The 24,267-nt window shown below is 66.8% G+C and carries 22 protein-coding genes and 1 tRNA gene; 7 read left to right on the plus strand and 16 right to left on the minus strand.

Features of this window, described 5'->3' with window-relative positions; genetic code table 11:
- Positions 1 to 25: 25 nt before the first annotated feature.
- The 5 genes from AAGA11_03320 to ung form a co-directional block, all read right to left on the minus strand.
- Positions 26 to 292 carry a DUF493 domain-containing protein gene (locus AAGA11_03320; protein MEM9601867.1) on the minus strand — a complete coding sequence of 89 codons (267 nt, stop codon included), beginning with the start codon at positions 290 to 292 and terminating at the stop codon, positions 26 to 28.
- 12 nt (positions 293 to 304) lie between these two features.
- Positions 305 to 1,462 carry a D-alanyl-D-alanine carboxypeptidase family protein gene (locus tag AAGA11_03325; GenBank protein ID MEM9601868.1) on the minus strand — a complete coding sequence of 386 codons (1,158 nt, stop codon included), beginning with the start codon at positions 1,460 to 1,462 and terminating at the stop codon, positions 305 to 307.
- 97 nt (positions 1,463 to 1,559) lie between these two features.
- Positions 1,560 to 2,648 carry a septal ring lytic transglycosylase RlpA family protein gene (locus AAGA11_03330; GenBank protein ID MEM9601869.1) on the minus strand — a complete coding sequence of 363 codons (1,089 nt, stop codon included), beginning with the start codon at positions 2,646 to 2,648 and terminating at the stop codon, positions 1,560 to 1,562.
- A 69-nt stretch (positions 2,649 to 2,717) separates the two neighbouring features.
- Complete coding sequence (mltB, locus tag AAGA11_03335; protein ID MEM9601870.1) at positions 2,718 to 3,713, minus strand: lytic murein transglycosylase B; 996 nt, start codon at positions 3,711 to 3,713, stop codon at positions 2,718 to 2,720.
- 142 nt (positions 3,714 to 3,855) lie between these two features.
- Positions 3,856 to 4,551: a uracil-DNA glycosylase gene (gene ung / locus AAGA11_03340; GenBank protein ID MEM9601871.1), complete on the minus strand. Its 696-nt coding sequence runs from the start codon at positions 4,549 to 4,551 to the stop codon at positions 3,856 to 3,858.
- 151 nt (positions 4,552 to 4,702) lie between these two features.
- On the opposite strand from ung, the gene lptD reads away from it, so the two are divergent.
- The 6 genes from lptD to AAGA11_03370 all read left to right on the plus strand — a co-directional run bounded on the left by lptD (position 4,703) and on the right by AAGA11_03370 (position 11,255).
- A complete protein-coding gene (lptD, locus tag AAGA11_03345; GenBank protein MEM9601872.1) occupies positions 4,703 to 6,883 on the plus strand; it encodes an LPS assembly protein LptD in 2,181 nt (726 codons plus the stop codon).
- Between the two features lie 13 nt (positions 6,884 to 6,896).
- Positions 6,897 to 8,165 (plus strand): peptidylprolyl isomerase, encoded by a 1,269-nt coding sequence (locus AAGA11_03350; GenBank protein MEM9601873.1) that lies wholly within the window; start codon positions 6,897 to 6,899, stop codon positions 8,163 to 8,165.
- Between the two features lie 15 nt (positions 8,166 to 8,180).
- The gene (pdxA, locus tag AAGA11_03355; protein ID MEM9601874.1) at positions 8,181 to 9,134 is read left to right on the plus strand and encodes a 4-hydroxythreonine-4-phosphate dehydrogenase PdxA; all 954 of its coding nucleotides are present in this window, start codon (positions 8,181 to 8,183) and stop codon (positions 9,132 to 9,134) included.
- Complete coding sequence (rsmA, locus tag AAGA11_03360) at positions 9,131 to 9,946, plus strand: 16S rRNA (adenine(1518)-N(6)/adenine(1519)-N(6))-dimethyltransferase RsmA (protein ID MEM9601875.1); 816 nt, start codon at positions 9,131 to 9,133, stop codon at positions 9,944 to 9,946. Before pdxA ends, rsmA begins: the two co-directional genes overlap by 4 nt.
- Before the next feature lie 78 nt (positions 9,947 to 10,024).
- On the plus strand, positions 10,025 to 10,408 hold the full coding sequence (gene apaG / locus AAGA11_03365) for a Co2+/Mg2+ efflux protein ApaG (GenBank protein ID MEM9601876.1): 384 nt from the start codon (positions 10,025 to 10,027) through the stop codon (positions 10,406 to 10,408).
- A 28-nt stretch (positions 10,409 to 10,436) separates the two neighbouring features.
- The gene (locus AAGA11_03370) at positions 10,437 to 11,255 is read left to right on the plus strand and encodes a symmetrical bis(5'-nucleosyl)-tetraphosphatase (protein ID MEM9601877.1); all 819 of its coding nucleotides are present in this window, start codon (positions 10,437 to 10,439) and stop codon (positions 11,253 to 11,255) included.
- Positions 11,256 to 11,289: 34 nt separating this feature from the next.
- Here AAGA11_03370 and csrA read toward each other — a convergent pair whose 3' ends face one another.
- From csrA to AAGA11_03405, 7 genes are all read right to left on the minus strand, one after another.
- Positions 11,290 to 11,475: a carbon storage regulator CsrA gene (gene csrA, locus AAGA11_03375; GenBank protein MEM9601878.1), complete on the minus strand. Its 186-nt coding sequence runs from the start codon at positions 11,473 to 11,475 to the stop codon at positions 11,290 to 11,292.
- 152 nt (positions 11,476 to 11,627) lie between these two features.
- A tRNA-Glu gene (locus AAGA11_03380) sits at positions 11,628 to 11,703 on the minus strand.
- 88 nt (positions 11,704 to 11,791) lie between these two features.
- Complete coding sequence (locus AAGA11_03385) at positions 11,792 to 12,685, minus strand: GGDEF domain-containing protein (GenBank protein ID MEM9601879.1); 894 nt, start codon at positions 12,683 to 12,685, stop codon at positions 11,792 to 11,794.
- A 616-nt stretch (positions 12,686 to 13,301) separates the two neighbouring features.
- A complete protein-coding gene (locus AAGA11_03390) occupies positions 13,302 to 13,727 on the minus strand; it encodes a DUF2802 domain-containing protein (GenBank protein MEM9601880.1) in 426 nt (141 codons plus the stop codon).
- 83 nt (positions 13,728 to 13,810) lie between these two features.
- Positions 13,811 to 14,560: a hypothetical protein gene (locus tag AAGA11_03395; GenBank protein MEM9601881.1), complete on the minus strand. Its 750-nt coding sequence runs from the start codon at positions 14,558 to 14,560 to the stop codon at positions 13,811 to 13,813.
- A 95-nt stretch (positions 14,561 to 14,655) separates the two neighbouring features.
- Positions 14,656 to 15,492, minus strand: coding sequence for an anti-sigma factor (locus tag AAGA11_03400; GenBank protein MEM9601882.1), 837 nt, complete (start codon positions 15,490 to 15,492; stop codon positions 14,656 to 14,658).
- Positions 15,489 to 16,037: a sigma factor-like helix-turn-helix DNA-binding protein gene (locus tag AAGA11_03405; protein MEM9601883.1), complete on the minus strand. Its 549-nt coding sequence runs from the start codon at positions 16,035 to 16,037 to the stop codon at positions 15,489 to 15,491. Before AAGA11_03405 ends, AAGA11_03400 begins: the two co-directional genes overlap by 4 nt.
- A gap of 193 nt (positions 16,038 to 16,230) precedes the next feature.
- Here AAGA11_03405 and AAGA11_03410 point away from each other — a divergent pair, with 193 nt between their 5' ends.
- Positions 16,231 to 16,740, plus strand: a complete 510-nt coding sequence (locus AAGA11_03410; protein ID MEM9601884.1) for a prepilin-type N-terminal cleavage/methylation domain-containing protein — start codon at positions 16,231 to 16,233, stop codon at positions 16,738 to 16,740.
- Between the two features lie 62 nt (positions 16,741 to 16,802).
- Here AAGA11_03410 and AAGA11_03415 read toward each other — a convergent pair whose 3' ends face one another.
- The 4 genes from AAGA11_03415 to AAGA11_03430 all read right to left on the minus strand — a co-directional run bounded on the left by AAGA11_03415 (position 16,803) and on the right by AAGA11_03430 (position 23,957).
- Positions 16,803 to 18,002, minus strand: a complete 1,200-nt coding sequence (locus AAGA11_03415) for a M48 family metallopeptidase (GenBank protein ID MEM9601885.1) — start codon at positions 18,000 to 18,002, stop codon at positions 16,803 to 16,805.
- Positions 18,003 to 18,019: 17 nt separating this feature from the next.
- A complete protein-coding gene (locus tag AAGA11_03420) occupies positions 18,020 to 21,079 on the minus strand; it encodes an SMC family ATPase (GenBank protein ID MEM9601886.1) in 3,060 nt (1,019 codons plus the stop codon).
- Position 21,080: 1 nt separating this feature from the next.
- Positions 21,081 to 22,214, minus strand: a complete 1,134-nt coding sequence (locus AAGA11_03425; GenBank protein ID MEM9601887.1) for an exonuclease SbcCD subunit D — start codon at positions 22,212 to 22,214, stop codon at positions 21,081 to 21,083.
- A 141-nt stretch (positions 22,215 to 22,355) separates the two neighbouring features.
- Positions 22,356 to 23,957: a GGDEF domain-containing protein gene (locus AAGA11_03430; GenBank protein ID MEM9601888.1), complete on the minus strand. Its 1,602-nt coding sequence runs from the start codon at positions 23,955 to 23,957 to the stop codon at positions 22,356 to 22,358.
- Between the last annotated feature and the right edge of the window lie 310 nt (positions 23,958 to 24,267).

The raw sequence follows: 24,267 nt of genomic DNA on the forward strand, positions 1-24,267 counted from the left end.
CAGATCCGACCGCGACGACACTGCCTCAGAGCGCCACCAGCACGCGCGGTTCGTCGGTCAGGGTCTGGTAGATCGCGTCGAGCTGGGCACGGCTGGTCGCCTCGAAGCGCACGGTGACCGACACGTACTTGCCGCCCCGGCTGGGGCTTTCGGTGACAGTTGCATCGGACAGATCGTCAACGTGCTGGCCAACCAGCGACGCCACCAGCGCGCGAAAGCCGTTCTCCGGCTTCCCCATCGCCTTGACGTCGAACGCGCACGGAAACTCCAACAGCGAATCGTCGTGTCGCATGGCCCCTCACCGCTATTCGAAAGCCTGCAATATGCTGTCGCGCACGACTTCGATCAACCCACCCTCGGCGACGTCCTGCAGGGCGACAACCGGCTGCTCGAGCAGCACTTCCCCGTTGGACAGGACCACGATCACACCGAGCTCGTCACCTGTGGCCACCGGCGCTTGCAGGCCGCGGCGCAGTTCGAGGTTGCTCTCGAGCTGCTCGCCGTGGCCGCGCGGGATGGCCACGGTGAGTTCCTCCAGCACGCCGACCGGGACCGTGCGCTCTGCGCCCTTCCAGACCCGTAGCTCGTCCATCGGCTCTTCGGCCTTGAACAGGCGGAGCGTCTCGAAGAAGCGGAAGCCGTAGTTCAGCAGTTTTGCGGTTTCGCTGATGCGGCTCTGCGCACTGTCCGCGCCAAGCACAACCGAGATCAGCCGCATGCCCTCGCGCTCGGCCGAGGCAATCAAGCCGTAGCCCGAGGCCTTGGTGTGGCCGGTCTTCAGGCCGTCCACCGACGGGTCCCGCCAGAGCAACTCGTTGCGGTTCTTCTGACGGATCTCGTTGAACTCGAATTCGCGCTCCGAGTGCAGGGCGTAGGAATCGGGAAAATCGCGAATCAGCGCGCGCGAGAGTGTCGCGAGGTCGCGCGCCGTCGTCACGTGTTCGGTGTCCGGCATGCCGGTCGCGTTGCGGAACTGCGTGTCACGCATGCCGAGGTGGGTCGCGTACTGGTTCATGAGGTCGGCGAAGGTGTCTTCGCTGCCCGCGATCACTTCGGCCAGCTGCACGCTGGCGTCGTTGCCGGACTGGATGACCATGCCGCGGATCAGGTCGTCGACGCTGACCTGCTTGCCGACTTCGATGAAAATCTTTGACCCGCCCATGCGCCAGGCTTTCTCCGAGACGGTGACGTTCAGGTCCCGGGCCAGCAGACCCTTGTCGATTTCATCGCTGACGACGTAGTGCGTCATGACCTTGGTCAGGCTGGCCGGCTCGAGTTGCTCGGTTTCCTTGTGCGCCACCAGCAACCGGCCGGACTCGTACTCCATCAGCACGTAGGCCTTCGCCGAGAGCGCGGGCGGCGCCGGCAGCGGTTTGAGGATGTCGGCGGCGGCGGCCGCTGCACTGAACACCGTGCAGAGGCAGGCGCAGAACAGCGCGAGTGGGGCCCTGGAACATGTCATCGGAACGGTCTGCAAGAATGGTGGGTCAGGACGCCGCCGCGGCGCACGCCGACCGGTCGGCGCCACGCGTCACGGGCGAGGCGCCATTGTCACAACTTCAGGAGCAGCCCGCCACACAATCGCCTGCCGCCGCGCTCGCCGGCATCACGGTCACCGAGGTAATGCCGGCCTCGGCGAGCGCCGCCGTGACCGCATCGATGTCGCTGTCGGCGATCGGCCCGAGGCGCACACGGTAGATGGGCGCGCCGTCGCGGTCCGCCTGCAACACGCGCACCACCGAGCCCGGCACTGCCTCGAGCGCGGTGTTGCGTACGCTCTCACCGCCGGCCTGCCGACTGAACGCTCCGAGCTGCAGCACGCGCATGCTGGCGTCGCCGGTCGCGGTGACCGCCACAGTGGTGCTTGCCGCCTGCACGGCAGCTTCGCTGCTGGCAGTCTCGGCGGCGCTCTCGGTCGCCTCACTCGATGCCGCAGTCGACGCGATCACGGCCGACAGAGCCGCGGCGGTGTCGTCTTCGGTGTCCGCCGCACCGTCCACGGCGGCATCAGCCGCCGACGTCACGGGATCGGTCGCGGCGAGCGCCTCGACGCCCTCGGCGGCGCGCACCTCGGCGGCACCCGCCTCGGCGATCTCGCGGGCCGAGGCGATCTCGTCACCGGTGATCGCGCGCACTTCGACATTGGCCGTGCCGGCGTCCGCGAGACCCAGTTTGATCGCAGCGGCATAGGACAAGTCGATCAGGCGGTCATCGACGAAGGGGCCGCGGTCGTTGACGCGCACGATGGCCACCTGGCCGTTGTCGAGGTTGGTGACCTCGAGGTAGGTCGGCAGCGGCAGGTTTCGGTGTGCCGCGGTCATGCTGTACATGTCGAACACCTCACCACTGGAGGTCTTGCGGCCGTGAAACTTGCGGCCGTACCACGAGGCGACCCCGCGTGCCCGGTAGTGCGTCGGGTCTTCCATCACGTAGTAGAACCGGCCGTTGACGGAATACGGGCTCTTGTTGCCGAGATCGGCGAAGGGCTCGTCGGTCGGCACCGCGTCCAACACTTCTTCGGGCTGGAGGATGCGACCGGGCCCGTCGGCAAGCTCGTCGAAGGACTCGTTGCCGGGCAACAGCGAGCAGCCGGACAGACTCAACGTGAGGAGTGCGAGGACGGCCGTGAGCGGGTTGGCTTTGCGCATCGGTCTGGTTCACCTTGGTTGGCGTGATCTGCGCCGTGCGGGGCGGGACGCACCGCGCGAACACAAGTGTCAGGGCATGGCACTCTTTATAGCTTGTGCGAGCTGAAAAACCGCCATCGCGTACAACGGACTGTGGTTGTAGCGGGTGATCACGTAGAAATTCGGGTAAGCAACCCAGTGCTCCACCCCTTCGGCCCCCTGGAGTGCGAGCAGCGCGACCGTGTCGCCCCGGACCGCGTCGACCTCGACGCCGACCGTCGCCAGCTGCGCCGGTGCGAGCGACGGTTTGTACCCCTGATCGACCAGGGCCTGCACGTCGCCCGCGGGAGTGACCCGCGTCGCGACCGGTTCGCCGACGCGCCACCCGTGCGCGTCGAAGTAGTTGGCGACGCTGTGAACCACGTCCTCGATGTTGTTGAAGAGGTCTCGCCGGCCGTCGCCGTCGCCGTCGACCGCGTAGGCCCGGTAGCTCGAGGAGATGAACTGCGGCATGCCCATCGCAGCGGCATACGAGCCTTTCACCGTCAGCGGGTCGAGCGCCTCCTCGCGCGTGAGCAGCAGGAATTCCTCGAGCTCGCGCGTGAAGAACCGTCCGCGTGGTGCGTGATCAAACGCCAGGGTGGCGAGCGAACGCAGCGCCGGGTGCTTGCCCTTGTAGCGGCCGTAGCGGCTTTCGACGCCGATGATCGCCGCGATGATCTCCGCCGGCAGACCGTAGCGCGTCGCCGCCGCGTCGATGGCCTCCCGGTGTTCGCGGTAGAAGGCCGCACCCTGTTCGGCACGGTCCGGCTTGAGGAAGATTGGCCGGTAGCGCGCCCAGGTCAGGGTCTTCTCTGCCGGCCGTGCCATGGCCTCGAGCACCGCATCGTATCGCTCGAGACCGGCGAGCATCGCCCGGGTCTCGGCCGGTGGCAGGCCGTGTGCGCTGTGCATGCGCTCGATGAACGCCGCGGCCTCGGGGTGGGTGCTGTAGTCGGCACGGGCGACCGTGCCACAGAGGCCCGCCGCCAGCACTGCAGCGGCGACGCCAGGGAAGAAGGGTGATCGGTTGGGTCTGCCGGGCATGGTGTCTCCACAGGGGTCCGACCCCGTCGTCGTCGAAGGGCACGAGGTCGCCGCCATTGGCTGATGGTTTCAGAAGGATAGCGCTGCGACCGCCGCACGCCACAGCCGTTCGCCGCGCCCGCCCGCCAGCCCGCCGATCGCGCTAGTCGGGCAGCGCCCAGTCGATCGCTGTTTGCCCGGTGTGCTCGAGATAGGCGTTGCAGCGTGAGAAGGGCTTGCTGCCGAGAAAGCCGCGGTAGGCTGACAGCGGAGAAGGGTGCGGGCTCTTGATCACGAGGTGACGCTGTTGGTCGATGAACTGGCCCTTCTTCTGCGCATAGCTGCCCCAGAGCATGAATACCAGGTGTTCACGCTGTTCCGCCAGCACCCGCACCACCACATCGGTGAACCGCTCCCACCCCTGCCCCTGGTGCGCCCCCGCGCGCCCGCGCTCGACGCTCAGCACGCTGTTCAGCAGGCAAACACCCTGGTCCGCCCAGTGCTGCAACTCGCCGTGTGCGGCGGGTGCGACGCCGAGGTCGCTCTGCAGTTCGTCGAAGATGTTGCGCAACGACGGGGGGATGTCGACGCCGCGCCGCACCGAGAAACTCAGGCCGTGAGCCTGACCGGGCCCGTGGTACGGATCCTGGCCGAGCACAACCACCCGCACGCGGTCAAAGGCACACGCATTGAGCGCGTTGAACATCTCGGCGCCGGCCGGGTACACGGTCGCACCCGCGCGCTTGCGCTGGCGGAGGAACCCCGAGAGATCGCGCATGTAGGGTTGCTCGAATTCCGCCCCGATATGCCGCAGCCAGCTCGCCTCGACCGGCGGAGCCTTCCGTTCTGTTACCTGCACGTGTTGTCCCCGGTAGCTGCTACATTCTCGATGAATCCGCCACCATTCTGGCCAATCCGACTGGCTGAGATCAACGGTCCCGCGCGCGCGCCACGGGGCCCCGGCCTCGACCCGGCCCTCGCCCACCACGGCGCTCACCACCGAGGACAGTTTGACCGTTCCCGCTCCGTTCGTCTCTCGGCTCGGCTTGCTGTGCCTGCTCTCGGTGCCGGCGCAGGCCGTGGCAATCGAATGTGTGGTGCCGGCGCCTGAGTTGCCGCCGGTGGCCTCGGGGCCAGCCGCTGGCACGACCACGCCCTTCAGCGCGACGGCCGACGCGCTGTCCGGCGAGCCCGAAGGGGTGCTGGCGCTCGAGGGCGACGTGCGGCTGCAGTACCAGGACACGGTGCTGCGCACCGAACGCGCGTTGTTGGATACGCAGACGCTGCGGGTCAGCAGCACCGGCAAAACCGCCATCCACACGCCCGGGCTTGTCGTCAGCGCCGACGGCTTCGACGCGCAACTCGACAACGACGAGCTCAGCGTCTCCGGCGCCCGGTTCGAATTGCCAACCCCGACACGCTACTTGCGCGGTGAGTCCAAAACGCTGGTCGTGGGTGAGGACAAGCGCGTCGCACTGACCGACGCCAGCGTCACGAGCTGCCCGCCTGACCAACGCGTCTGGAACCTGCGCGCCTCGTCGATCGAGCTCGACCCCGACAACGACACCGGCACGGCACGCGACGTCCGCTTCGAGGTGGGCGGCGTGCCACTGATGTATCTGCCCTGGTTGAGCTGGCCGCTGAGCGACGCGCGCAAGACCGGCTTCCTCTACCCGCGAATCGGCAACTCCGACAACCGCGGTTTCGAACTGAGCGTGCCGTGGTACTGGAACATCCGACCGAACGTGGACGCGACCTTCACGCCACGGCTGATGAGCAAACGCGGCCTGCAACTGCGCAGCGAGTTTCGCTATCTGACGCGCTCTTCGAACTGGCAGTTGCGCTACGACATCCTCGACGACCGCGATTTCGGCGACGTCCGGCGCCATGTCGAGTTGAACCAGAAGGGGCGGCCCTTTGCCAACGTGCGCACCGAGGTCGCGTTCGGCGACGTCTCGGACCCGGACTACCTCAAGGACCTCAGTGCCCGTGCCAGCATCGCCAACATCATCCACATCGACCGCAGGCTGGACGTGCATTACCAGCTTGACTCGCTGGCGGGCCTGCTGCGGGTGCAGAGCTACCAGACGCTCGACGACGACCTGGCGGCGGCGGATCGGCCCTACAGCCGCCTGCCCCAGTTACTGCTCGGCGGCACGCTCTGGGAGCCGCCCGGCCCGCTGCGCCTCACGCTTAACAGCGAGCTGGTCAACCTCAAGCGCGACGACTCCATCGACGCGGTGCGACTCGATCTGAGACCGCGGCTCGCCTACCAACAGGTGCGGCAGTGGGGCTTCTTCAGTGCGGCCGCGACGCTCGCTCACACCCGGTACTGGCTGCAGAACGCATCACCCGATCAGTCGACGCGACTCGAACGCACGGTTCCGATCCTGTCGCTCGACGGCGGCGTGAAACTGCGTCGTCAGAACGCCGACGGCAGCAGCTCGACGCTGGAGCCGCGCGCGTTCTACCTGTACGCGTCGCGGGTCGACCAGGATGACCTGCCGGTCTTCGACAGCGGCCTCAACGACTTCAGCTTCGACCAGCTGTTTCGTGAGAACCGTTTCTCCGGCCGCGACCGGATCGGGGACGCCAACCAACTCTCGCTGGCGTTGCGCAGCCGCCACACCGACAGCGCGGGACGCGAGGTCTGGCGCTACGGCGTTGGCAGCAGCTTCTATTTCGATAGCCGAACCGTGGGTCTGGACGACGACGACGCGGAACGCACGCGCTCGGACATCGTGGCCGAGGGTGTCTACAGTGGCATCCGAAACTGGCAACTGCGGGCGACCGCTCAACTCTCGCCGGACAACGGCGAACTCGAGCGCAGTGGCATCGATCTTCGCTACCGCAACGGCCACAGCCTGGTGAACCTGGGCCACCGGCTCGACAAAGGCCGTTTCGATCAAGCCGATCTCTCCTTCTCCCACCGCATTCGCAGCGACATGACCTTGCTCGGCCGCTGGCAGTACGCCCTGGACGACAACCGTTCGATCGAACAGTTTCTCGGGGTGAGTTGGGAGAGTTGCTGTTGGGCGTTTCGCGGCGGTGCACGCACGTACTTGAGCGAGGGCACGAACGACCTCAGCGAAGTGTCACTCGAGATCATTTTCAAGGGCCTCGGCGGCCTCGGCAACAGCGTGGGGCAGCAATTCGAACGTGCTATTCTTGGCTACCAAGATCCCTACTGAGCTGCCCCCGACGATGCGTGGCCGCGACTCTTTTTTCCTGGCGGTCGCCGTCACCGTCCTCCTGGCTCTGCAGCCCGCCGTGGCGGCGCTCGACCGCATCGTTGCGCTGGTCAATGAAGGCGTGATCACGGCGTCCGAACTGCGCTCGACCAGCCAGCAGATACGCGCACAAAACCCGCGCCTGCAAGGCGAATCGCTGCGCAAAGCCGCGCTCGAAGAATTGATTATGCGCTCACTTCAGGCGCAGGAGGCACAGCGGCTCGGCATCGCCGTCGACGAAGCCACACTCGACCGCGGCATGGAGCAGCTCGCGCGACAGAACAACCTGTCGCTGAGCGACTTTCGCCGCCAGGCCGAAGCCGAGGGCGTGACCTGGTCTTCGCTGCGCGAGAACATCCGAGGTGAACTCGTGCTGCAGCGCCTGCGCGAGCGCGTGATCCTCGCATCGATCGCGGTCAACGAAAACGAAATCGACGAGTACCTCGAGGACAACCGCTCCCTGATGTCCGCAACCCAGTTCGCTCTGGAGCGGTTCAGCATTCCGTTCCCGCGTACCGACACCGCGCGCAGCCGCGCCACACTCGAACGTCAAGTGCGTCGGCTGGTCGGGCTGATCGAACGCAAGGCAACCACCGCGACGCTGGTGCAAACGCTGCGGCGCGAGAGCATCCCGTTCGACAGCGGTGAGCTCGGTTGGCGCACCGCGGCACAACTGCCCTCACCGCTCAACACCCTGACCGCCGAGATGGCCGTCGGTGACAGCACACCGCCGTTGCCCGACGGCGCCGGTGTGCACGTGTTCCGCCTGACCGACGTGCGCGAGCAGAGCCAGGTCGAAATCACTCAGACGCTCGCCCGCCACCTGCTGCTCAAACCCAACCCGGTTCGCGACGACGAGGCCACGCGCCTGCAGCTGCTGGAGTTCCGCGACCACCTCAGCCGCGGCGGATCATTCGATGAGCTCGCCAAGCGCCACTCCGAGGACTTCTCCAGCGCCGTGCTCGGCGGCGAGTTGCCGTGGTTCGGTCCCGGTGACATGGTTGAACCCTTTGAACAAGCCGCGGCCGCTCTGCCCATTGGCAGCCTCAGCGGGCCGGTGCGCTCGCAGTTCGGCTGGCACCTGATCGAAGTGCTCGACCGCCGCATCGAGGACGTCAGCGAGTCACGCCTGCGCGACGAAGCACGCGACCGCATCGCCCAGCGCAAACTCGCCGCCGAAACCGACCGCTACCTGAAACGCCTGCGGGACGAGGCCTACCTCGAATTTCCCGATGCCAGCTGACCGCGTGGCGGCCCCGTGCGCATCGCGGTAACGCTTGGCGAACCCGCGGGCATCGGCCCGGACATCTGCCTCGCTCTGCCCGAGCGACGCGACTGTCAGCAGGTGCTGGTGGGCTCGCACAGCACGCTGGCGACGCGTGCCGAGTCGCTGGGACTGGCCTGCCCACCGTTGCGCTCGGTCGCACCCGAGGCCGCTGTCGTCGTGGAGCCGATCGACACGCCTCGGCCCGTAGCCGCGGGTCGCCTTGACCCGGTCAACGCCCGCGCCGTGCTCGACACCTTGGACCACGCCCTGCTCGGGTGTCGGCGCGGCGACTACGCCGCGATGGTGACCGCACCGGTGCACAAAGGCGTGATCAACGACGCAGGCGTCGCTTTCACCGGCCACACCGAATACCTGGCCGAGGCCTGCGGTGCCGATCCGGTGATGCTGCTGGCGGCGGGCGACCTCCGGGTCGCGCTGGTCACCACCCACCTGCCGCTCGCCCGTGTCGCCGACGCGATCACGGCCGCCGCGGTGCAGGCCGCCACCCGCACGCTGCACGACGCCTTGCGACGCCGCTACGGCATCCCCTCACCGCACATTCTGGTGCTCGGCCTGAACCCGCACGCCGGCGAGGGGGGACACCTCGGCCGCGAAGAGATCGAGGTCATCACACCCGCGCTGGAGGCACTGCGCGACGAGGGCTTGCGCCTGAGCGGGCCGCTGCCCGCCGACACCGCGTTCACGCCTCACCACTTGCCCGACGCGGACGCCGTGCTGGCGATGTACCACGACCAGGGCTTGCCGGTCCTGAAGTACGCCGGCTTCGGGCAGGCCGTGAACGTCACGCTCGGGTTGCCGATCATCCGTACCTCGGTAGACCACGGCACCGCCCTCGAGCTCGCCGGCACCGGCCGTGCGAACCACCTCAGCCTGGTCGCCGCGGTCGAAGAGGCATGCCGTCTGTCTCGGCACACCGCGCCGTGACCGAGCGTCCCGCACACCGCCCGCGCAAGCGCTTCGGTCAGCACTTTCTCACTGACACCGCAACGGTCAGCCGAATCGTGCGCCAGGTGCACCCGGCCGGGGGGCTGGCACTGGTCGAGATCGGCCCGGGCCTCGGCGCGTTGACGCTGCCTTTGCTGCGGGCGTGCAAGACGCTGCATGCCCTCGAGCTCGACCGCGATCTGGTACCCAGACTGGCGCGCGCTGCGGCGGACATCGGGGATTTGACGGTTCACCAGGGAGACGCCCTTGCCTTCGACTTCACGGCGTTGTCGCAGTCCCTCGAAACCCCCTTGCGTCTGGTGGGCAACCTGCCCTACAACATCTCGACCCCCCTGCTCTTCCACGTGTGCGAACACAAGGCCGTGGTCGAAAGCATGCACTTCATGCTGCAGAAGGAGGTGGTCGATCGCATGGCCGCGGCGCCGGGCAGCAAGGCCTATGGTCGCCTGAGCGTCATGCTGCGCTACCACTGCGGGGTCGTGCCGCGTTTCGACGTGCCACCCACGGCCTTCGACCCGCCGCCACGGGTCGACTCGGCCGTCGTGTCCCTGGTGCCGCACGCCACGCCGCCCTTCGACGTCGGTTCGCTCGATGTCTTCCACACCGTGGTGTCCACCGCGTTCAACGCCCGACGCAAGACCCTGCGCAACGCGCTATCGGGATTGCTCGACGACGAACACATCGCGGCTGCCGGCGTGGACCCCCGATCGCGTGCAGAACGGATCACACCGGACGGCTATGCTGCACTATCGCGACAACTCGGTGCGCTCCAGCGAGCGCAGCGCGGGTGAACGTGTGCACAGGCTCGCACCGGCCTGTGGGATGCCCTAGGATTCACCCACTGCCCCGCGTCCCAGAGCACCCCCCCCATGAGCGAAGACTTGAGTCAAGGTATTGACGTTCAGGTCGAGGCGCACTTTCTCGAATCCGAGTCAGACCCTCGCAGCGAACGCTACGTCTTCGCCTACACGGTGACCATTCGAAACGTCGGTGTCACTGCGGCCAAGTTGATCAAACGGCACTGGAAGATCGTCGACGGCAACGGCAAGATTTCCTACGTCGACGGCGAAGGCGTCGTTGGTGAAACGCCACACCTCAAGCCCGGGGAAGGCTTTCAATACACCAGCGGCACCATGCTCGAAACCGACATGGGCACGCTCGGTGGGCGCTACCTTATGGTGACGGACGAGGGCGCGACCTTCGACGCCGTGATCCCCGATTGCCTGCTGAGCGCGCCGCGCACCTTGCATTGACCCGTGTGCATCGCGGGGCGGACGCAACGTGACTGACTGGGCGATCGGCGACTTGCACGGCTGTCTCGACGAGTTCAACGCCTTGTGCGAACGCATCGCCTTGGATACCACGCGGGACACGCTCTGGTTGACCGGCGACCTGGTCAACCGCGGCCCACGGTGTCTCGACACCCTGCGCCGGATCCACGCGCTCAGCCAGCTCATGGGCGATCGCCTGCGCGTGGTGTTGGGCAACCATGACCTCCACCTGCTCGCCTGCTGGTCGGGGCTGCGTCACCCGGGCCCGGGTGACACCCTGGCGTCGATCCTCGACGCGCCGGATGTCGATCAACTCTGCGACTGGCTGCGCCGACAGCCACTGATCCACCGGGAATCGGACGCGGTGCTGGTGCACGCCGGGTTGTTCCCCGGCCTGTCATTCGCCGACAACCTGGCGATGGCCAACGCGCTCCACCGGGGCCTCAGCGGCGACGATGCCAGGCACGCGCTCGAGGAGGTCTACCGGCGACCCGCCGAGTGCCAACCACCGACAGACACCCGGCAGGCGGTGCACTTCGCCGCGGCGTCACTGACCCGCATGCGGTGCCTGAACACCGACGGCAGTTTGAATTTTAAGGAAAAAGGCGCACCGGATTCGTTACCGGTCGGTGTGACACCCTGGTACGCCGCTGCCTCAGCCGCTTTTGCAGACGTGCACATACACACCGGGCATTGGGCGGCGCTGGGGTATGGCGTGTATGGGCCGGTGGTCGCGCTCGACGGTGGCTGTGTCTGGGGGGGCGAACTCGTCGCTGTGAACCGCCGGTTGCCGCACCGGCCAGTGCGGGTGCAGCGCGGAGAGGTGTGAGATGCACACCTCACGTGCACGCTCGTTATCCGCGCTACCGAGGTGTGTCGGGGTCGTCCGCTTGCTGCGGTTTCTCACACACCTCTTGACGGTGGACCGCCACATCCCTGGGTGCTTCTATACCAAGCTTGGCATGTTTGCCACGCGCGTCGACGACCCGCACCACGAATTGATCGCCGATGATGACCGATTCTCCCACCTTGCGCGTCAGGATCAGCATGTCAGCGTCTCGAGCCTCCCGTGCCGCCAGCCGAAGCTCGGCCACACCGCTGTCGCGAGGGCAGTGCCGACGCGTGTGACGGGGTTGACAATCGTTTGCGGTTCGCCGGCCTAATGGCTGTTCGGCCAACGCATCCCCCACGGGCGGAGAGATGGCGTCCCCACGGGGATTCGAACCCCGGTCGCCGCCGTGAAAGGGCGGTGTCCTAGGCCTCTAGACGATGGGGACGAGGCCGCGAAGCGGTCGCTTCGGCAAGCCGAGAATAATAGGGCCCCTTGTTGACCGTGTCAATGCCACTACCGCCTTTCCGGTCGACTCAGGCAGTGACCCCTTCACGCAGCCGCGCGGGCTGCGGCGCTGCAACACATTCGACGCAGTTGCGGCCGCGCCGTTTGGCTTCGTACAAGGCGGTGTCGGCGCGCTCGAACAGGGTTTCGAGCACGCAGTTTTCTCCCACCTCCGTGGCACCGATGGTCACGCTCAACGTCAGACCGTCGATCTCGCTTTGCAGGCGACTGACACTGGCCCGGATACGCTCGGCCACGTCGACCGCAGCGCCGAGGCGCGTCGACGGCAGACACACCACGAACTCATCGCCGCCGTAGCGGTAGACCAGGTCCGTGCTGCGCAGGCAGCTGCGGATGGTGTTGGCGATCTTCACCAGAATGCTGTCACCGACCAGGTGACCGTGGGTGTCGTTGATGGTCTTGAAGTGGTCGAGATCGATCACCAGCAGCGACAGCGACGCCCGGTGGCGTTGTGCCAGGCTGATCTCGCGCGGCAACGCCTGCTCGAGGCTCGCGCGGTTCATCACTTGCGTCAGCGGGTCCTGAAAGGCCGAACGCAGGGCCTTTTGGTAGTGACCTGCGTTGCGCAACGGGTGCGCAACGCACGGCAGCAGATTGCGCACGTGACGCGCCTCTTCGGGGCTGAACGGCGAGCTGCGAGACAGGGTCAGGGTGCCGAGCAACTGCCCGCCAAGGCGAACGCTGAAGTCGGCGCGGTGCTGACCCGGGTTGCCAAAGCTGAAATCCATGCTCAGTTCAGGTCGGACGAAACGCAGTCCGCTCATCGGCACGTCCCGCCGAACGTCGTCGTAGAACCGACTGACGATCTCCTTGATATCGAGGGTCTGGCCGAGGGATTCGCTGAGCTTGAGCTTGCGAAGTGTCCATGCAGTGGCGTGTTGAGTCGGCTTGTGCGTAACCACGGTTGATTTCCTTTGAACGGTCATTGTGTGTACCCCGGTCCGTCTGGTGCGGACGTGGTATCACCTATGCAATTTACTTGCCATACTATTTCTTTTAATTTCAATCAGTTATAAACTTATTCTCATCAAAAACATGACGTTTTTCCGGCGGGACCTGTGGCGCGTCAAAAAACGCGACACCGACGCCACCGTACGACAGCGGTCTGACATGAGCGCTATTGCATAGCACAGCGCGTCTGGTTTCGCCTGACGCCCTGGCTGTCGCGTCGCGCCCTGACCGTGGGACCCGAACGGCGGCAAAAAGTTGACTGCCCTCGCTGCAGGACGGGGCATCGGCCGATCCGGCTTCTGCGACGGGCAAAAAAAAACCCGCACGGCATACGCTGTGCGGGCAACTGACTGTTCAGAGAAAGACAACACGTGTCTTGAAATTACAGATTGCAATCGACGTGCCAAGTTCCCTGAGTGGGCCAACCATGGCCACTGTCGAGCGGCCGACACGGCAACACACGGCGTGGGTGTGCGACAGACGCACTGAGAAGGCGACGTGCGGGGTGTGGAGTTGTACGTGCGGAGACAGCGGCGTGTGGACCGGCGGACCCACCGCGACGAAAGCTCAGGCGGCGTCGCTGTTTTCGTGTATCCCGGGACGGTAGTGCAACTTGACCAGCAACTCGGCTTCACCGCGGCCCAGCGCGCACAGCGACATCAATGACTCGACAGACTCACCGCGCCTGGCAAGTTTGATTGCCTGGCTGATGCGCTCGTTGGAGTCTCCGGTCACCGGCGGTGAGACCAGCGGTGCGCGCCGACTGTCCTGCACCTGACCCAGTTCCCAGGCGAGGCGCTCAATCCGACGTGCCTGGTTCTGCATGACCACTTCGCCCATCTGGACCTGCTCATTGAGTTCGGCGACACGCACACGCAGGTCGGCGACGAGCTGCTCGTGGATCCGGCGGTGTTGCCGCAACGCCATGGCCATGGCGCATGCCGCCAGTGACAGGCAGAGCGCCGCGAGCAGCAGGATGTTGACGTCAACCATTCAGGCGTTCTCCGGGCCAGAATGACACTGGAAGAGCAATAACCGCACCCGTGGCGGGCGACCGCACAAGCCGGGCGCCGTACTCAGACCTCGATTGCGCAGCGGTCGCCGTAAAGCGCCACCCGAACACGTTGCGGGTGCGCGCGCTGCAACAGTGCGATCAGGCCCTTCATGCCGCGCGCCTGGTCGTGTCCACGCCGGACACCCCGCGCACGCAGCCGGGCCGCGAGCGGCCGGAACACCGTGCCACTGAGGACCACACCGAGGGACACCAAGAGGCCGAAGGCCAGTCCGCCCGCGGCCATCGCCGCAGTCGTGCCTTGCCCGAGCGCCGCCAGCACGAACAACGCCACACTGCCGGCCAACACGCCAGCGACCGAGGCGTTGGCCGCAATGGCATCAAACACGCGTGCGGATGCCAGTGCGGCGTCCTCGCCGGTGCGGATGCTCTGCTCCAGTGCGAGGCGCAGCGTGACAGGGCTGTCGTGCTTGTCGAGCAGGCCGAGGCTCTCGCGCGCAAACCGGTTACGGGCGCGCCGGCGGCGCTTCGCCACGTCGCCGAAATCGCCGCGTCGCGCGGCCGTCGCCCACTCCAGAATCTGGTCGAACAGGCGCCCACCTTCGTCGGAATGCCACCGGTGTACCAGTGCGTGCCACAGCGCGCTCGCCGCGCGAACCGGGCCGACGCTCACGAGGGTCATCACCATCAGGCCAAGCGCGAGCGCACCCAGCAACAGCGCCCACTCGGTCGGCGTGAACACGTCGAGCGCGACCGACGCTGACGCGAAGCCCAGCAAGCAGAGCCACACGGCAATTGCTCCCAGCCGATTCATTTCACACTCCCGGTCTCATGGCGTGCCGAAACACGTTCATTCACACGATCGAGTGTAGCAGCGGCTGCAGGTTTGGCACCGCGCCCGCGGCGGGCTCAGTTGGTGCTGGCGTTGAACCCGGCCAGCGTGTGCGTCAGCGAGGGGGACAGGCTGCCGCCCACGGGCTCCGAGGTGATCAGCAGGCCGGTGTACTGACGGATGCGCACGGGCGCGACCAGGTCGACCGATTGCAATGAACGGGTGGCGCTCAGCATTGCAGCAGGCACGTGCCGACGGGCCCGGTCGCCGTCGACCAGCCACACCTGAGCCTGGCGATCAGGTGGCACCGTCATGCCCTGCGTGTTGATCTCCAACCGACCGCGTTGCAGCGCGTCGTCCCAGACCACCCGACCGGCCTCCTCCCCGGTCAGCACAAGCGTGACCGGTTGTGGCTCACCCTGCGGGCGCGCCGTGCCGAACCACTGTTGTACGACGGTGCTTTCCTGCAAGGCGCGGCTGACGTCAGGGTACAGCCAGACGCCGGCGCCAGCGAGGGCAACCAGCAGCACCAGAACCCAGGGCCATGCACTGCCCTCACGCGTTTCTGTCGCACCGAGTGAACGCTCGGCCGCGTAGCGCTCGACGTCAACAGCCCCGTCGTCCCAAACGGCCACGGTCGAATCGAGGCGCTCGTCGGCTGACACGCTCAGGCCAACCGACTCGGACAGGGCGATCCACCCCTCGCGCACCTCCGGGGGCGGTTCCGACCCCGCCCCATCGAGCACCAGGTCTGCGGCGCCGAGTGCTTCCCAATAGAACCGGGTGTTGACCTGCGGGTAGCGCTCCGACAACCGCTGGCAGGCGACGGATTCGTCGAGGGACAAACCGCCCTCGAGCGCATCGCTGCACATCAATTCGTGCAGTTTCGCCAGCTCTTCGGTGTCCGAGCTCACAGCGTCGCGCCCTCCTCGGCCGAGGGTGCGGTCTTGCCGGTGGACATCTCTCCGCGCAACACCTGCAGGCCCTGTCGCACACTGCGACGCACTGCGGTCACGGCCATCCCGGTCCGGTCGGCGATCGCCTCGACGCTGAGGCCGTGCAGGACAGCGAGTTCGACCACCCGTTTCTGGTCGTTCGGCAAGGCAATCATCGCGCGGCTCACGGCCACGAGCTCCGGGACCTGGCGGACGCAGTCCGCGACGGTGGTTGCGCCGGATTTGACACGCGTGCCGGTCGCCGTCGCCCCGTTGGCCGCGAGCTGACGCCGCGTGACCGCCGCGACCGTGACGACTTCGGGGACGTCCTCGCGCACCAGCGATGCCGCGTTGTCGAAGAGTTCGCGAAAGACCTGAAAGCTCACGTGCCGGGCGGCATCATCGCCAAGGTGACGGCAGAGCAGCGACCAGACCAGGGGCCCGTAGCGGTCCACCAGCGGCCGGACAGCGCGGATGTCGCCGCGCGCGATGGCCGGAAGCAGCGGGGGATGCGAATCAATCACGCCAGGGGGGTTCCAACGGGTGGCCCGGTTATCCCGTCACGGTACCAAACTTGACAGAAACGAGACAAGCGCTCGACGCACTCAGCCACCACAACCGGCTGACACGCGCGCGGGCAACGGCGCAGGACTGTTCAATGTTTTCGCCGCGCCTGCCGATAACCCCATCGATACCCCTGTTCTGGCCGCGAAACTCATGCGAAAACAAACGACCGGCTTCACGCTGCTCGAGTTGTTGGTCACGCTGATCATCATAGGTGCATTGGCGGGTATCGCAGTGCCGAGCTACAAGGACTACGTCCGCGACGCCAAGGTCTCGGAGGCAGCAAAGAACCTGCGCGACATGAGCGTGGGCATCCTGACCGAGCTCAACATCAACGGCGCCCCACCCGACGAGATCCACGGTGTGCCCTTGCAAGGCGGAACCGGGTTGAGCAACACCGGCGACGGTGCGGTCGAAGGCTACCGTTTCGACGGTGGCGGCACCCAGTACTGGCTGGTCGCTCGGCTATCGACTGACGTGGTCGAAAACGCCGGCAGCGTGTTTGCGCGGGAGATCCACGCGGGTTTCACGCGCCGCCCGGACGGCGAGTGGGTCAGCTTTTGCGGTACCTGGCGGGTTGGCTGGTCCATCGACGTGGGCTACCTCCCCTCCGGTTGCAACGACGAGAACGTCGAGGCCCTGCTCGCCGCTGCACGGAGCTAGTGGCGCACGGACAGTGGCGCACGGCCAGTGGCGCGCGCCCAGCGGCGCGTCGCAACCGCGGCTCAGTCGAGTTCGGGCACACCGCAGAGGAACTGGTCGACCAAGCCGGCGTCGACTTCGAGGTCGCGCGCGAGCCCACCGAGCACCGCCCGCTCGGCCTCGCTGGCGACCCCGTCGGAACACGCCACCGTCGCCAGGTCGCGCAACACTTGCAGCCGCCGACCGACACCAACCGCCTCCCGAACATCCTGTACCCGGCCCGGCAGCTCCGCTTCCAGGCGGCCGAGGTTGAGCGAATCGGAGTAGCTGTCGCTGCCGAAAAACCGTTCGAACACGGCAATCTCGTCGGCGGTGATCTGCCCGTCCGCGCTGGCCACCGCCAGCGCACCAGCGAACAACAGGCGTCGCATGCTCTCGTCGCCTTGCGTGCGCCCGTCGAGGTAGCTGGGCTCCATCAACCCCATCAGGGCCTGTACGCCCGCGTCGAGGTCGTCGAGTGAGCGCCCACCTGGCACGACGAGCTCGGACTCGTGGAACAGTTTGAGCGCGCGCACCCGCAACGGACTGAACGGGTGGGTCATGAACCAGTCGCCGGTCGGCGCGCCCGCCCCGGGCTCGGCGTCCTCGAGCTGCATGTCGTCGACCTGTGCCATGAAGGCGTCGAGGTCGAAATCGACGAGCGAGCCGGTCAGACCGGAGGCGAGCTTGAACAGCGCGCTGGACACACCAGTGAGGTCCTGGGCGCAGTGCGCCCCGGCGCGATCGGCCGAAATTTCCGCGTGCCGAGACCAGGCGGTGAGCTGCAGCGCGAGCTTCGGGTCTGGACGGCTCTGACCGCGCATCAAGTAGCCAATGGGAATGTCGTGGTGGCCGTAGAGGTAGTGGCCCAGCTCGTGCCCCATGACGAACTTGAACTCGGTGTCGTTGAATCCCTCGAGCAGGCTGGAACTGAACATGATGAACAGCCGGCCGTCCTCAGGCTTGACGCACATCGCATTGAATTGCGGGCTGGCAAACACGTAGAGCTCCACCGGGATGTCGACCCCGAGCGCTTCAATGCACGCATCGGACGTCTTGTGCATCGCCGGCGCCATGGACCGGCTCATGCGCACGGACGTCGCCAGCAGCCGCCGGCGTGTGCCCATCGGACCCTCGGCCTCCTGCCGCTCGATCATGTCGTTGACGCGCTTGACGGGCCGTTGCTGCAACAGGTCCTCGGCCATCCGTCGGTCCTGACGGGAGCGTATATCGTGTGCTGACATCGAGACTGTCCTCTGCGTTAGGTCACGGCGCGAGCGCCTGGATTGACGGTGAGTGTAGCGTGGCTGCCGCTGGCACAGGCACGCACAGCCAGTTTGGCCTGGATTTGCTCGCGCAGTTCCGGCACGTGGGAAATCACCCCGATCAGCCTGCCGCTGGACTGCAGATCGACCAGCGCCGACACCGCGAGGTCCAGCGCCTCGGGATCGAGTGACCCGAAACCCTCGTCGATGAACAGCGTGTCGAGTCGAATGCCGCCGGCGTGCGCCTGCACGACGTCCGAGAGTCCGAGCGCGAGCGCGAGCGCCGCGAGGAAACTCTCGCCACCCGACAGCGTGTCTGCCTGGCGCCGTCGCCCCGTGTGCGCGTCGTCGACGTCCAGGTCGAGGCCGGCTTGCCGTCCTCCGTGGGTTACGCCTTCACGCCGCACCAGGCGGTAGCGGCCCCGCGTCATGCGCAACAGCCGCTCATCGGCTGCGATCAGCACATCGTCCAGCAACACCGAGAGCACGAAGGACTGGAGGTTCAGGCGCAACGCATTCTGCCCGTTTGCCGCCTGGCTCAGCCTGCCGAGCACACGGTACCGGGACGTGACCGCTTCACGCTCGGACCGCAGCTTGGCCACGGTCTTGTCGGCCTGGTCGAGTTGCGCCAGCCGAGCCTGCACGGTTGCCAGCCGCGCGGCGCACGAATCGAACTCTTGCCGTGCGCTATCGACACGGCGTTGCAGGCGCTCGAGCGCCGGCGCCGGGCGCCCGTCGACAAGCGTGCGCAGCGCGCCCCGCTCGGCCTCCAGGTCGCGCAGCTGCTGTTCAAAGGCCAGCGATTCCGCGTGCAGCGCGTCTCGGCTGTCGAGCTTGCCGAGCGCCACGCGGAAGTCGTTCACCTCGGCAAAGGGACTGGCACTGAGCGCATGCAGCCAACTGGCCTCGTGCGACGCGCAGTCATGCTCGCGACGCATCCGCAGCGCCCGCAGGCTGTCGTGTCGGGCCGCTGCCTCGGCCAGACGCAGACCGGCGGTCTCGAGCGCCTGTTGCGCGCGAACGGACGCCGCTTCGATGGCCTCGCGCTCGGCGTTCACGGCCACAAGCCGCGCGAGGACCGCTGCACGCTCAGGGACAGCGTCGCCAAACGCCGCGACCAACTGCCGTTGTTGCTGCTGCGCTGCCGCAAGGACTTGCAACACCTGTCGGTGACGTTCATCGGCCGCACGCCGTGTGTCGCCAATCGCAACCAGCGCGTGTTCGGTCGACACCACGGCAGCGCGAGCCGTGTCCAGACCGGACGCCACCGTGCGCAGCTCGACCAGCTCGGTCTCGAGCGACCGCTGCGCGGTGTCATCGACACCCGCGGTGAGCACATCGAGGCCACGCTGCTGCTCGACCAGCGCGTCGATACGACTTTCGATGGCGCGGGTGTCGTGCACCGCATCGCGGTGGTTGACCGTGGCGTCCCGCTCGTTGCGGTGCAAGGCGTCGAGGTCGACCAGCGCGGGGTCGAGCAGCTCGCGCTGTGCGCCGGCCGGCTCGGGGTGGTCGCGGCTGCCACACACCGGGCACGGCGACTGTGGCGTCAGCGACGCGGCCAGTTCGAGCGCGTGCTGGGTCGCCGAAACGCGCTCACCCTGCTCGCGCAAGGCGGCCGCGCGCTCGAGCAGTTGCGCGGCCGTGCTCGCCTGCTGTCGCGCGCGGTCGAGTTCGCCGCGCTGGCGCTCAATGGCCTCACCTATCGACGCACGTTGCGCACGCGCCGCGGCCATCCGCGTCCATGAGTCCAACTGATTTCGCAGCTCCGGCACCCGGAGGGCGGCGCGCTCGGCCACGAGCACTGTGTCGCGCTGCGCTTGCAACGCCTCCACCAGCGCGGCGTGTTCCGTGTCGGCCAGGGTGCGCGCCCGTTCCGCGTCGACCACCTCGACGGCCGCGCGTTGCACATCGGCAGTGGCAGATTCAAGCGCCTCGAGTTGCGGCAACAGGCCCGCCATGCGCTGCGCTTCGGCAACCAGCCCGTCACGGCGCTCGTGGTCACGCTGCGCACCCGATGCCTGCGCCTCGGCCTCGGCCCGTGTGGCCTGGCTGCGCGCCAGCGCCGCGCTCTGCGCCTGTTCGTCTCGCGTGACGACGTCGAGGTCGGCGATCGCCTGTTGCCACGCCTGCCAGGTGGGCTGCAACGCGTCGACGGCCTCCAGTTCAACCAGCACGGCCTCGCGCTTCCGGTGCGCCGGCAACGCCAGCTGCGCCGTCCGGTGCGCGTCGTCGGCGACGCGCAGCGCCGCGTGCGCCGCAGCGAGACGTTCGGCGTCCGCCAACGCCTCGACCGCGGTGTGCAGAGCGGCCTCTGCCGCATGCCGCCGTTCACGCTGCGCGCCCGCCTCGAGCCGGGTCTCGGTGATCAGCGCATCAATGTCGCTTTCGGGCGGGAGTCCGATACTCTGCCAGGCCGCATCGAGCCGTATGCCGATGTCTCGATCGCGGCCTGCAAGCTCGCCACTGAGCCGTTTGAGCCGTTCGGCCACGTCCGAGTAGAGCGCGGTGCCGAAGAGGTTCTGCAGAATCGCCTGGCGGTCCTTCGATTCCGCCGTGAGCAAGCGCCGGAACTGCCCCTGGGGCAACACCATGACTTGCCGAAACTGCTCGACGGTCAAGCCGGTGAGCTGTGTGATCGCGGCGTTTGCATCGCCGACCTTGCGCGCGACCAGCACCGTTTCATCCGGGCCGTCCAACCGACAGAGTTCTGCAGTGGGTGCCTGCCGTGTGACACCGGTGCCGCGTTGACGCGGGCGCTCCTGCTCCGGCACTCGGCGAATGCGGTAGCGTGCGTCGCCCAACGCGAAGACCAGTTCCACCTCGGTCAGCACATCAGCCTGAGCGAAGTCGGAGCGCATCCGCCGCGCGTCGCGTTCCCCTCCGGTCGAGCGGTCGTAGAGCGCGTAGCAGATGGCATCGAGGATGGTGGTCTTGCCCGCCCCGGTGGTCCCCTCGATCAGAAACAGCGCAGCCGACCCCAGGCGCTCGAAATCGATCAGCTGCGGCTCGGCAAACGGCCCGAACGCGGTCATCCGCAGTTGCAGCGGCCGCACCTCAGCGGTCCTCGCGTGCCATGCCGTCGAGCACCTCGGCCAGTGCCGCGGTCTCCGTCGCGCTCAGCGCCTCACCGGTGACCGCCTGCATGAAACTGTCAAACAGCGGGACGACGCCGTGATCGCGATGCACAGCCGGCGCTGTGGGATTCCGCTCGGGCGCGAAACTCGGGCGCTCGAGGTGCAACACATGGGGGTACACAGCCCGCAGCCGTGGCATCGCATCGAGAATGGCACCGCGGTCGAGCAGGCGCACCGTGAGGTAGTGTTCGCGCGCTGCAGCACACGGCGAGGCAATCAACTCATCAAAATACCCCTCGATGCGCATGAGATCGCGGGTCGGCGTGAATGCCAAGTGCGTCACACTCACCTCGCCAGTGGCATCCATGTCAACCAGCGCTGCGCCCTTGGTGTGGCCGACTTCCGAAAAGGAGAACTTGCCGAGCGAGCCACTGTAGCGCACGGTGTTGCTGCCCACAGCCTGTGGTCGGTGCAAATGCCCGAGTGCGGCGTAGTCGAAGCCGGTAAAGCACTGCGCTTCCACGCGGTCGCTGCCGCCGATACTGAGCGGTCGCTCGGAGTCCGAGGCGTCGCCGCCGTCGACAAAGGCGTGTGCCATCGCAACCACGCGGCGCCCGGGCGGGTTGTCGGCGAGCGCCCGCTCACACACGTACGCGAGCACGGCATCGTGACTGGCGAAGGGCACCTCGAAAGCGGCCCGCGCAGCGGGCGGGTCCGTGTAGGGAAAGGCGTACACGGCGATGTCCCCGTGCGCATCCCGCAAGACCACCGGATCGAGCGCTCGCTCAAGCGTGGCGCGCACGTGCACTCCGGCAGCGGCGAGTTGCTGGGAGGCAAAGCCGATGCGCTCCGCACTGTCGTGGTTGCCAGGGATCAGGACAACCGGCACGTTCAGCGTGCCGCAGAGTCGGTCGAGGGTGTCGCTCAACAGGGTGACCGCATCAGCGGGCGGCACCGAGCGGTCGTAGACATCGCCCGCCATCAGAACGGCGTCAACGCGGTGCGCCTCCACCCAACCGAGCAACTGCTCCAACGCCTCGGCCTGGTCCGCCAGCAGTGGATGGCTGTGAAGCTGACGACCGAGGTGCCAGTCGGCCGTGTGGAGGAAACGCATGCCGTGCGCTCAGGTGGACTCGTGCCACATTATGCCCGAATCCCCCACGCCACAGCCGCTGTGCAGAGGGGCGTTGGCGGGAGCACGCCGCTGTCAAGGGGGGATGTCAACGCGCCTCGGTCGCTCGGGGTTCAGCGGCACTCAGCTCGCGAGACGGTAGGTACCTCGCCCGGCCCGCTTGGCGACGTACAGCACCTCGTCAGCGCGTTGCATCATCACCTGCAGGTCGACTTCTTCCGGGTTGAATATCGCAACACCGACACTCGCTCCAACGAGTGTGGACTGCCCGTCGATCATCATCTCGGCGCTGATGCGCTCGATCAGACGCTGACTCAGCGCCGTCGCATCGGCATCGCAACTGACGTCAAGCTGCAGCACAGCAAACTCGTCGCCGCCGAAGCGCGCACCGAGATCGCTGTTCTTGATGGTCGTCTGGATCCGCTTGGCCACGACTTGCAATACCTGATCACCCGCCTGATGGCCACGGGAGTCGTTGATCGCCTTGAAGCCGTCAAGGTCGATCAGGTGAAGGGCAAAGGGGCGACCACCGGCCGTGGCCAGACCCATGGCCTGGGTCGCCCGCCGCAAAAAGAAGGAGCGGTTAGGCAGTTTCGTCAACCCGTCGTGGTACGCCATGAAGCGCACCTTCTCCTCGGTCTTCACGCGGTCGGTAACGTCGTGCACCGTGCCGTGGATGGAGAACGGCGCGTTCTCGGACTCGCGCGCCATTTCGCACCGCAACTCGAGGTGCAGCGTGTCGCCCGCGCTGTTGGTGTAGCGCATGTTCTGTTTTTCGACCGACTTGCCTTGGCGCAGGCGCTCGTGCGCAATCATGACCCGTTCGCGGTAGCGCGGCTCGAGTCGCGAGAGAAACTCCTTGAGGTTGACTGCAATGCTCTTGTCGTCGAACTCGAACATCTGCCGCAGAAATGCCGACATGAACAGCCGCGACCCCGCAGGGTGACAGCGGTAGCTGCCCACGCGGGCGATGTTCTCCGCGCGCGCCAGATCGGCGGTGTTGCGCTCCCGCTCGAGGCGGGATCGTTCGGACGAGGACACGTTCTCAACCGTGCTCAGGATCAGCTCCGGCACGCCGTTGGCGTCAAACACCACTTGCTTGTGGCCACGGTAGTGACCCCGTGTCGACGCGTACACGCGCGTCATCCGGCCACTGGCCGACGCCAGCACCCGGTCATCCTCGGCAGACAGCTGGTGCGCGATGTCGGGCGGCACGAGCTGGTGGACCGTTTTGCCGATGGCGCTGTTGGAGTCCACGGCCACGTCGTGCAGCGAATTCCGGTTGATGAACAGGTACTCGCGCCCCGCGGCCGACTTGATCGTGAGATCGAGCGACATCGCCGCAAGGCTGCGCCGGAGAACGTCGAGTTGGGCGGTGGCGTCCGCCACCTGACGCGCTGTGTCGTCATCCCGCAACACGAACAGGACCGTGTCTTCGGACACCGGCAGTTTCTTCATCACCAGGTCGGCCGGGCCGCCGTTCGGACGCGCCAGGGACAAGGTTTTCTGCTCGAGGCCCAGTGCATGCTCGAACACGTCTTCAGGCGCATCGGATGCGTCGGGGAAAATCTGTTCGAACAGCGCCTGACACGCGGTGGCGGCGACAGCGGGGTACAACACATGGCGCAGGGCGGCGTTGGTCGCAACGACACCGCTGCGATCGGCCAGCCACCCGGGGCGGTCCAAGGCATCGAGCAGCACGGACGCGTCAGCGTAGCTGCGCATCAGCCCGGACACCGGAGTCGCGATGTGTTTGCAATACGCTCTCTGCGCATAGGGTACCCAGTCCAACAATCATTGTGATGTCACCACGGCTCGACAGGCCCAAGGCCGTCGAACCGGAAACCAACAGACACACAGGCTGTTGCTCAAGACAGAGAACGGCCGCAGGAGCGCATTCTTTACTCCGGCTCGCGCACCGTTCTGGGGCGGAGGGCATCAGCAACCGCGCCAACCCGCGGCGACAGCGCGCGTGCGGCCCGCTCCGGGCTTTACGGTCAGGCAAGGAAGGCGACCCAAGGGGCCTGAATTCAGA

This window comes from Pseudomonadota bacterium, assembly GCA_039196715.1.
GTDB lineage: Bacteria > Pseudomonadota > Gammaproteobacteria > CALCKW01 > CALCKW01 > CALCKW01.

What these genes read in the sequence shown, in the direction of transcription:
- AAGA11_03325 (MEM9601868.1), bottom strand. Translation starts at nt 1,462, where the DNA reads ATGACATGTTCCAGGGCCCCACTCGCGCTGTTCTGCGCCTGCCTCTGC.
- AAGA11_03425 (MEM9601887.1), bottom strand. Translation starts at nt 22,214, where the DNA reads ATGCGTTTCCTCCACACGGCCGACTGGCACCTCGGTCGTCAGCTTCAC.
- AAGA11_03350 (MEM9601873.1), top strand. Translation starts at nt 6,897, where the DNA reads ATGCGTGGCCGCGACTCTTTTTTCCTGGCGGTCGCCGTCACCGTCCTC.
- csrA (MEM9601878.1), bottom strand. Translation starts at nt 11,475, where the DNA reads ATGCTGATCCTGACGCGCAAGGTGGGAGAATCGGTCATCATCGGCGAT.
- AAGA11_03410 (MEM9601884.1), top strand. Translation starts at nt 16,231, where the DNA reads ATGCGAAAACAAACGACCGGCTTCACGCTGCTCGAGTTGTTGGTCACG.
- AAGA11_03395 (MEM9601881.1), bottom strand. Translation starts at nt 14,560, where the DNA reads ATGAATCGGCTGGGAGCAATTGCCGTGTGGCTCTGCTTGCTGGGCTTC.
- AAGA11_03330 (MEM9601869.1), bottom strand. Translation starts at nt 2,648, where the DNA reads ATGCGCAAAGCCAACCCGCTCACGGCCGTCCTCGCACTCCTCACGTTG.
- AAGA11_03415 (MEM9601885.1), bottom strand. Translation starts at nt 18,002, where the DNA reads ATGTCAGCACACGATATACGCTCCCGTCAGGACCGACGGATGGCCGAG.
- mltB (MEM9601870.1), bottom strand. Translation starts at nt 3,713, where the DNA reads ATGCCCGGCAGACCCAACCGATCACCCTTCTTCCCTGGCGTCGCCGCT.
- AAGA11_03390 (MEM9601880.1), bottom strand. Translation starts at nt 13,727, where the DNA reads ATGGTTGACGTCAACATCCTGCTGCTCGCGGCGCTCTGCCTGTCACTG.
- AAGA11_03430 (MEM9601888.1), bottom strand. Translation starts at nt 23,957, where the DNA reads ATGCGCAGCTACGCTGACGCGTCCGTGCTGCTCGATGCCTTGGACCGC.
- apaG (MEM9601876.1), top strand. Translation starts at nt 10,025, where the DNA reads ATGAGCGAAGACTTGAGTCAAGGTATTGACGTTCAGGTCGAGGCGCAC.
- AAGA11_03320 (MEM9601867.1), bottom strand. Translation starts at nt 292, where the DNA reads ATGCGACACGACGATTCGCTGTTGGAGTTTCCGTGCGCGTTCGACGTC.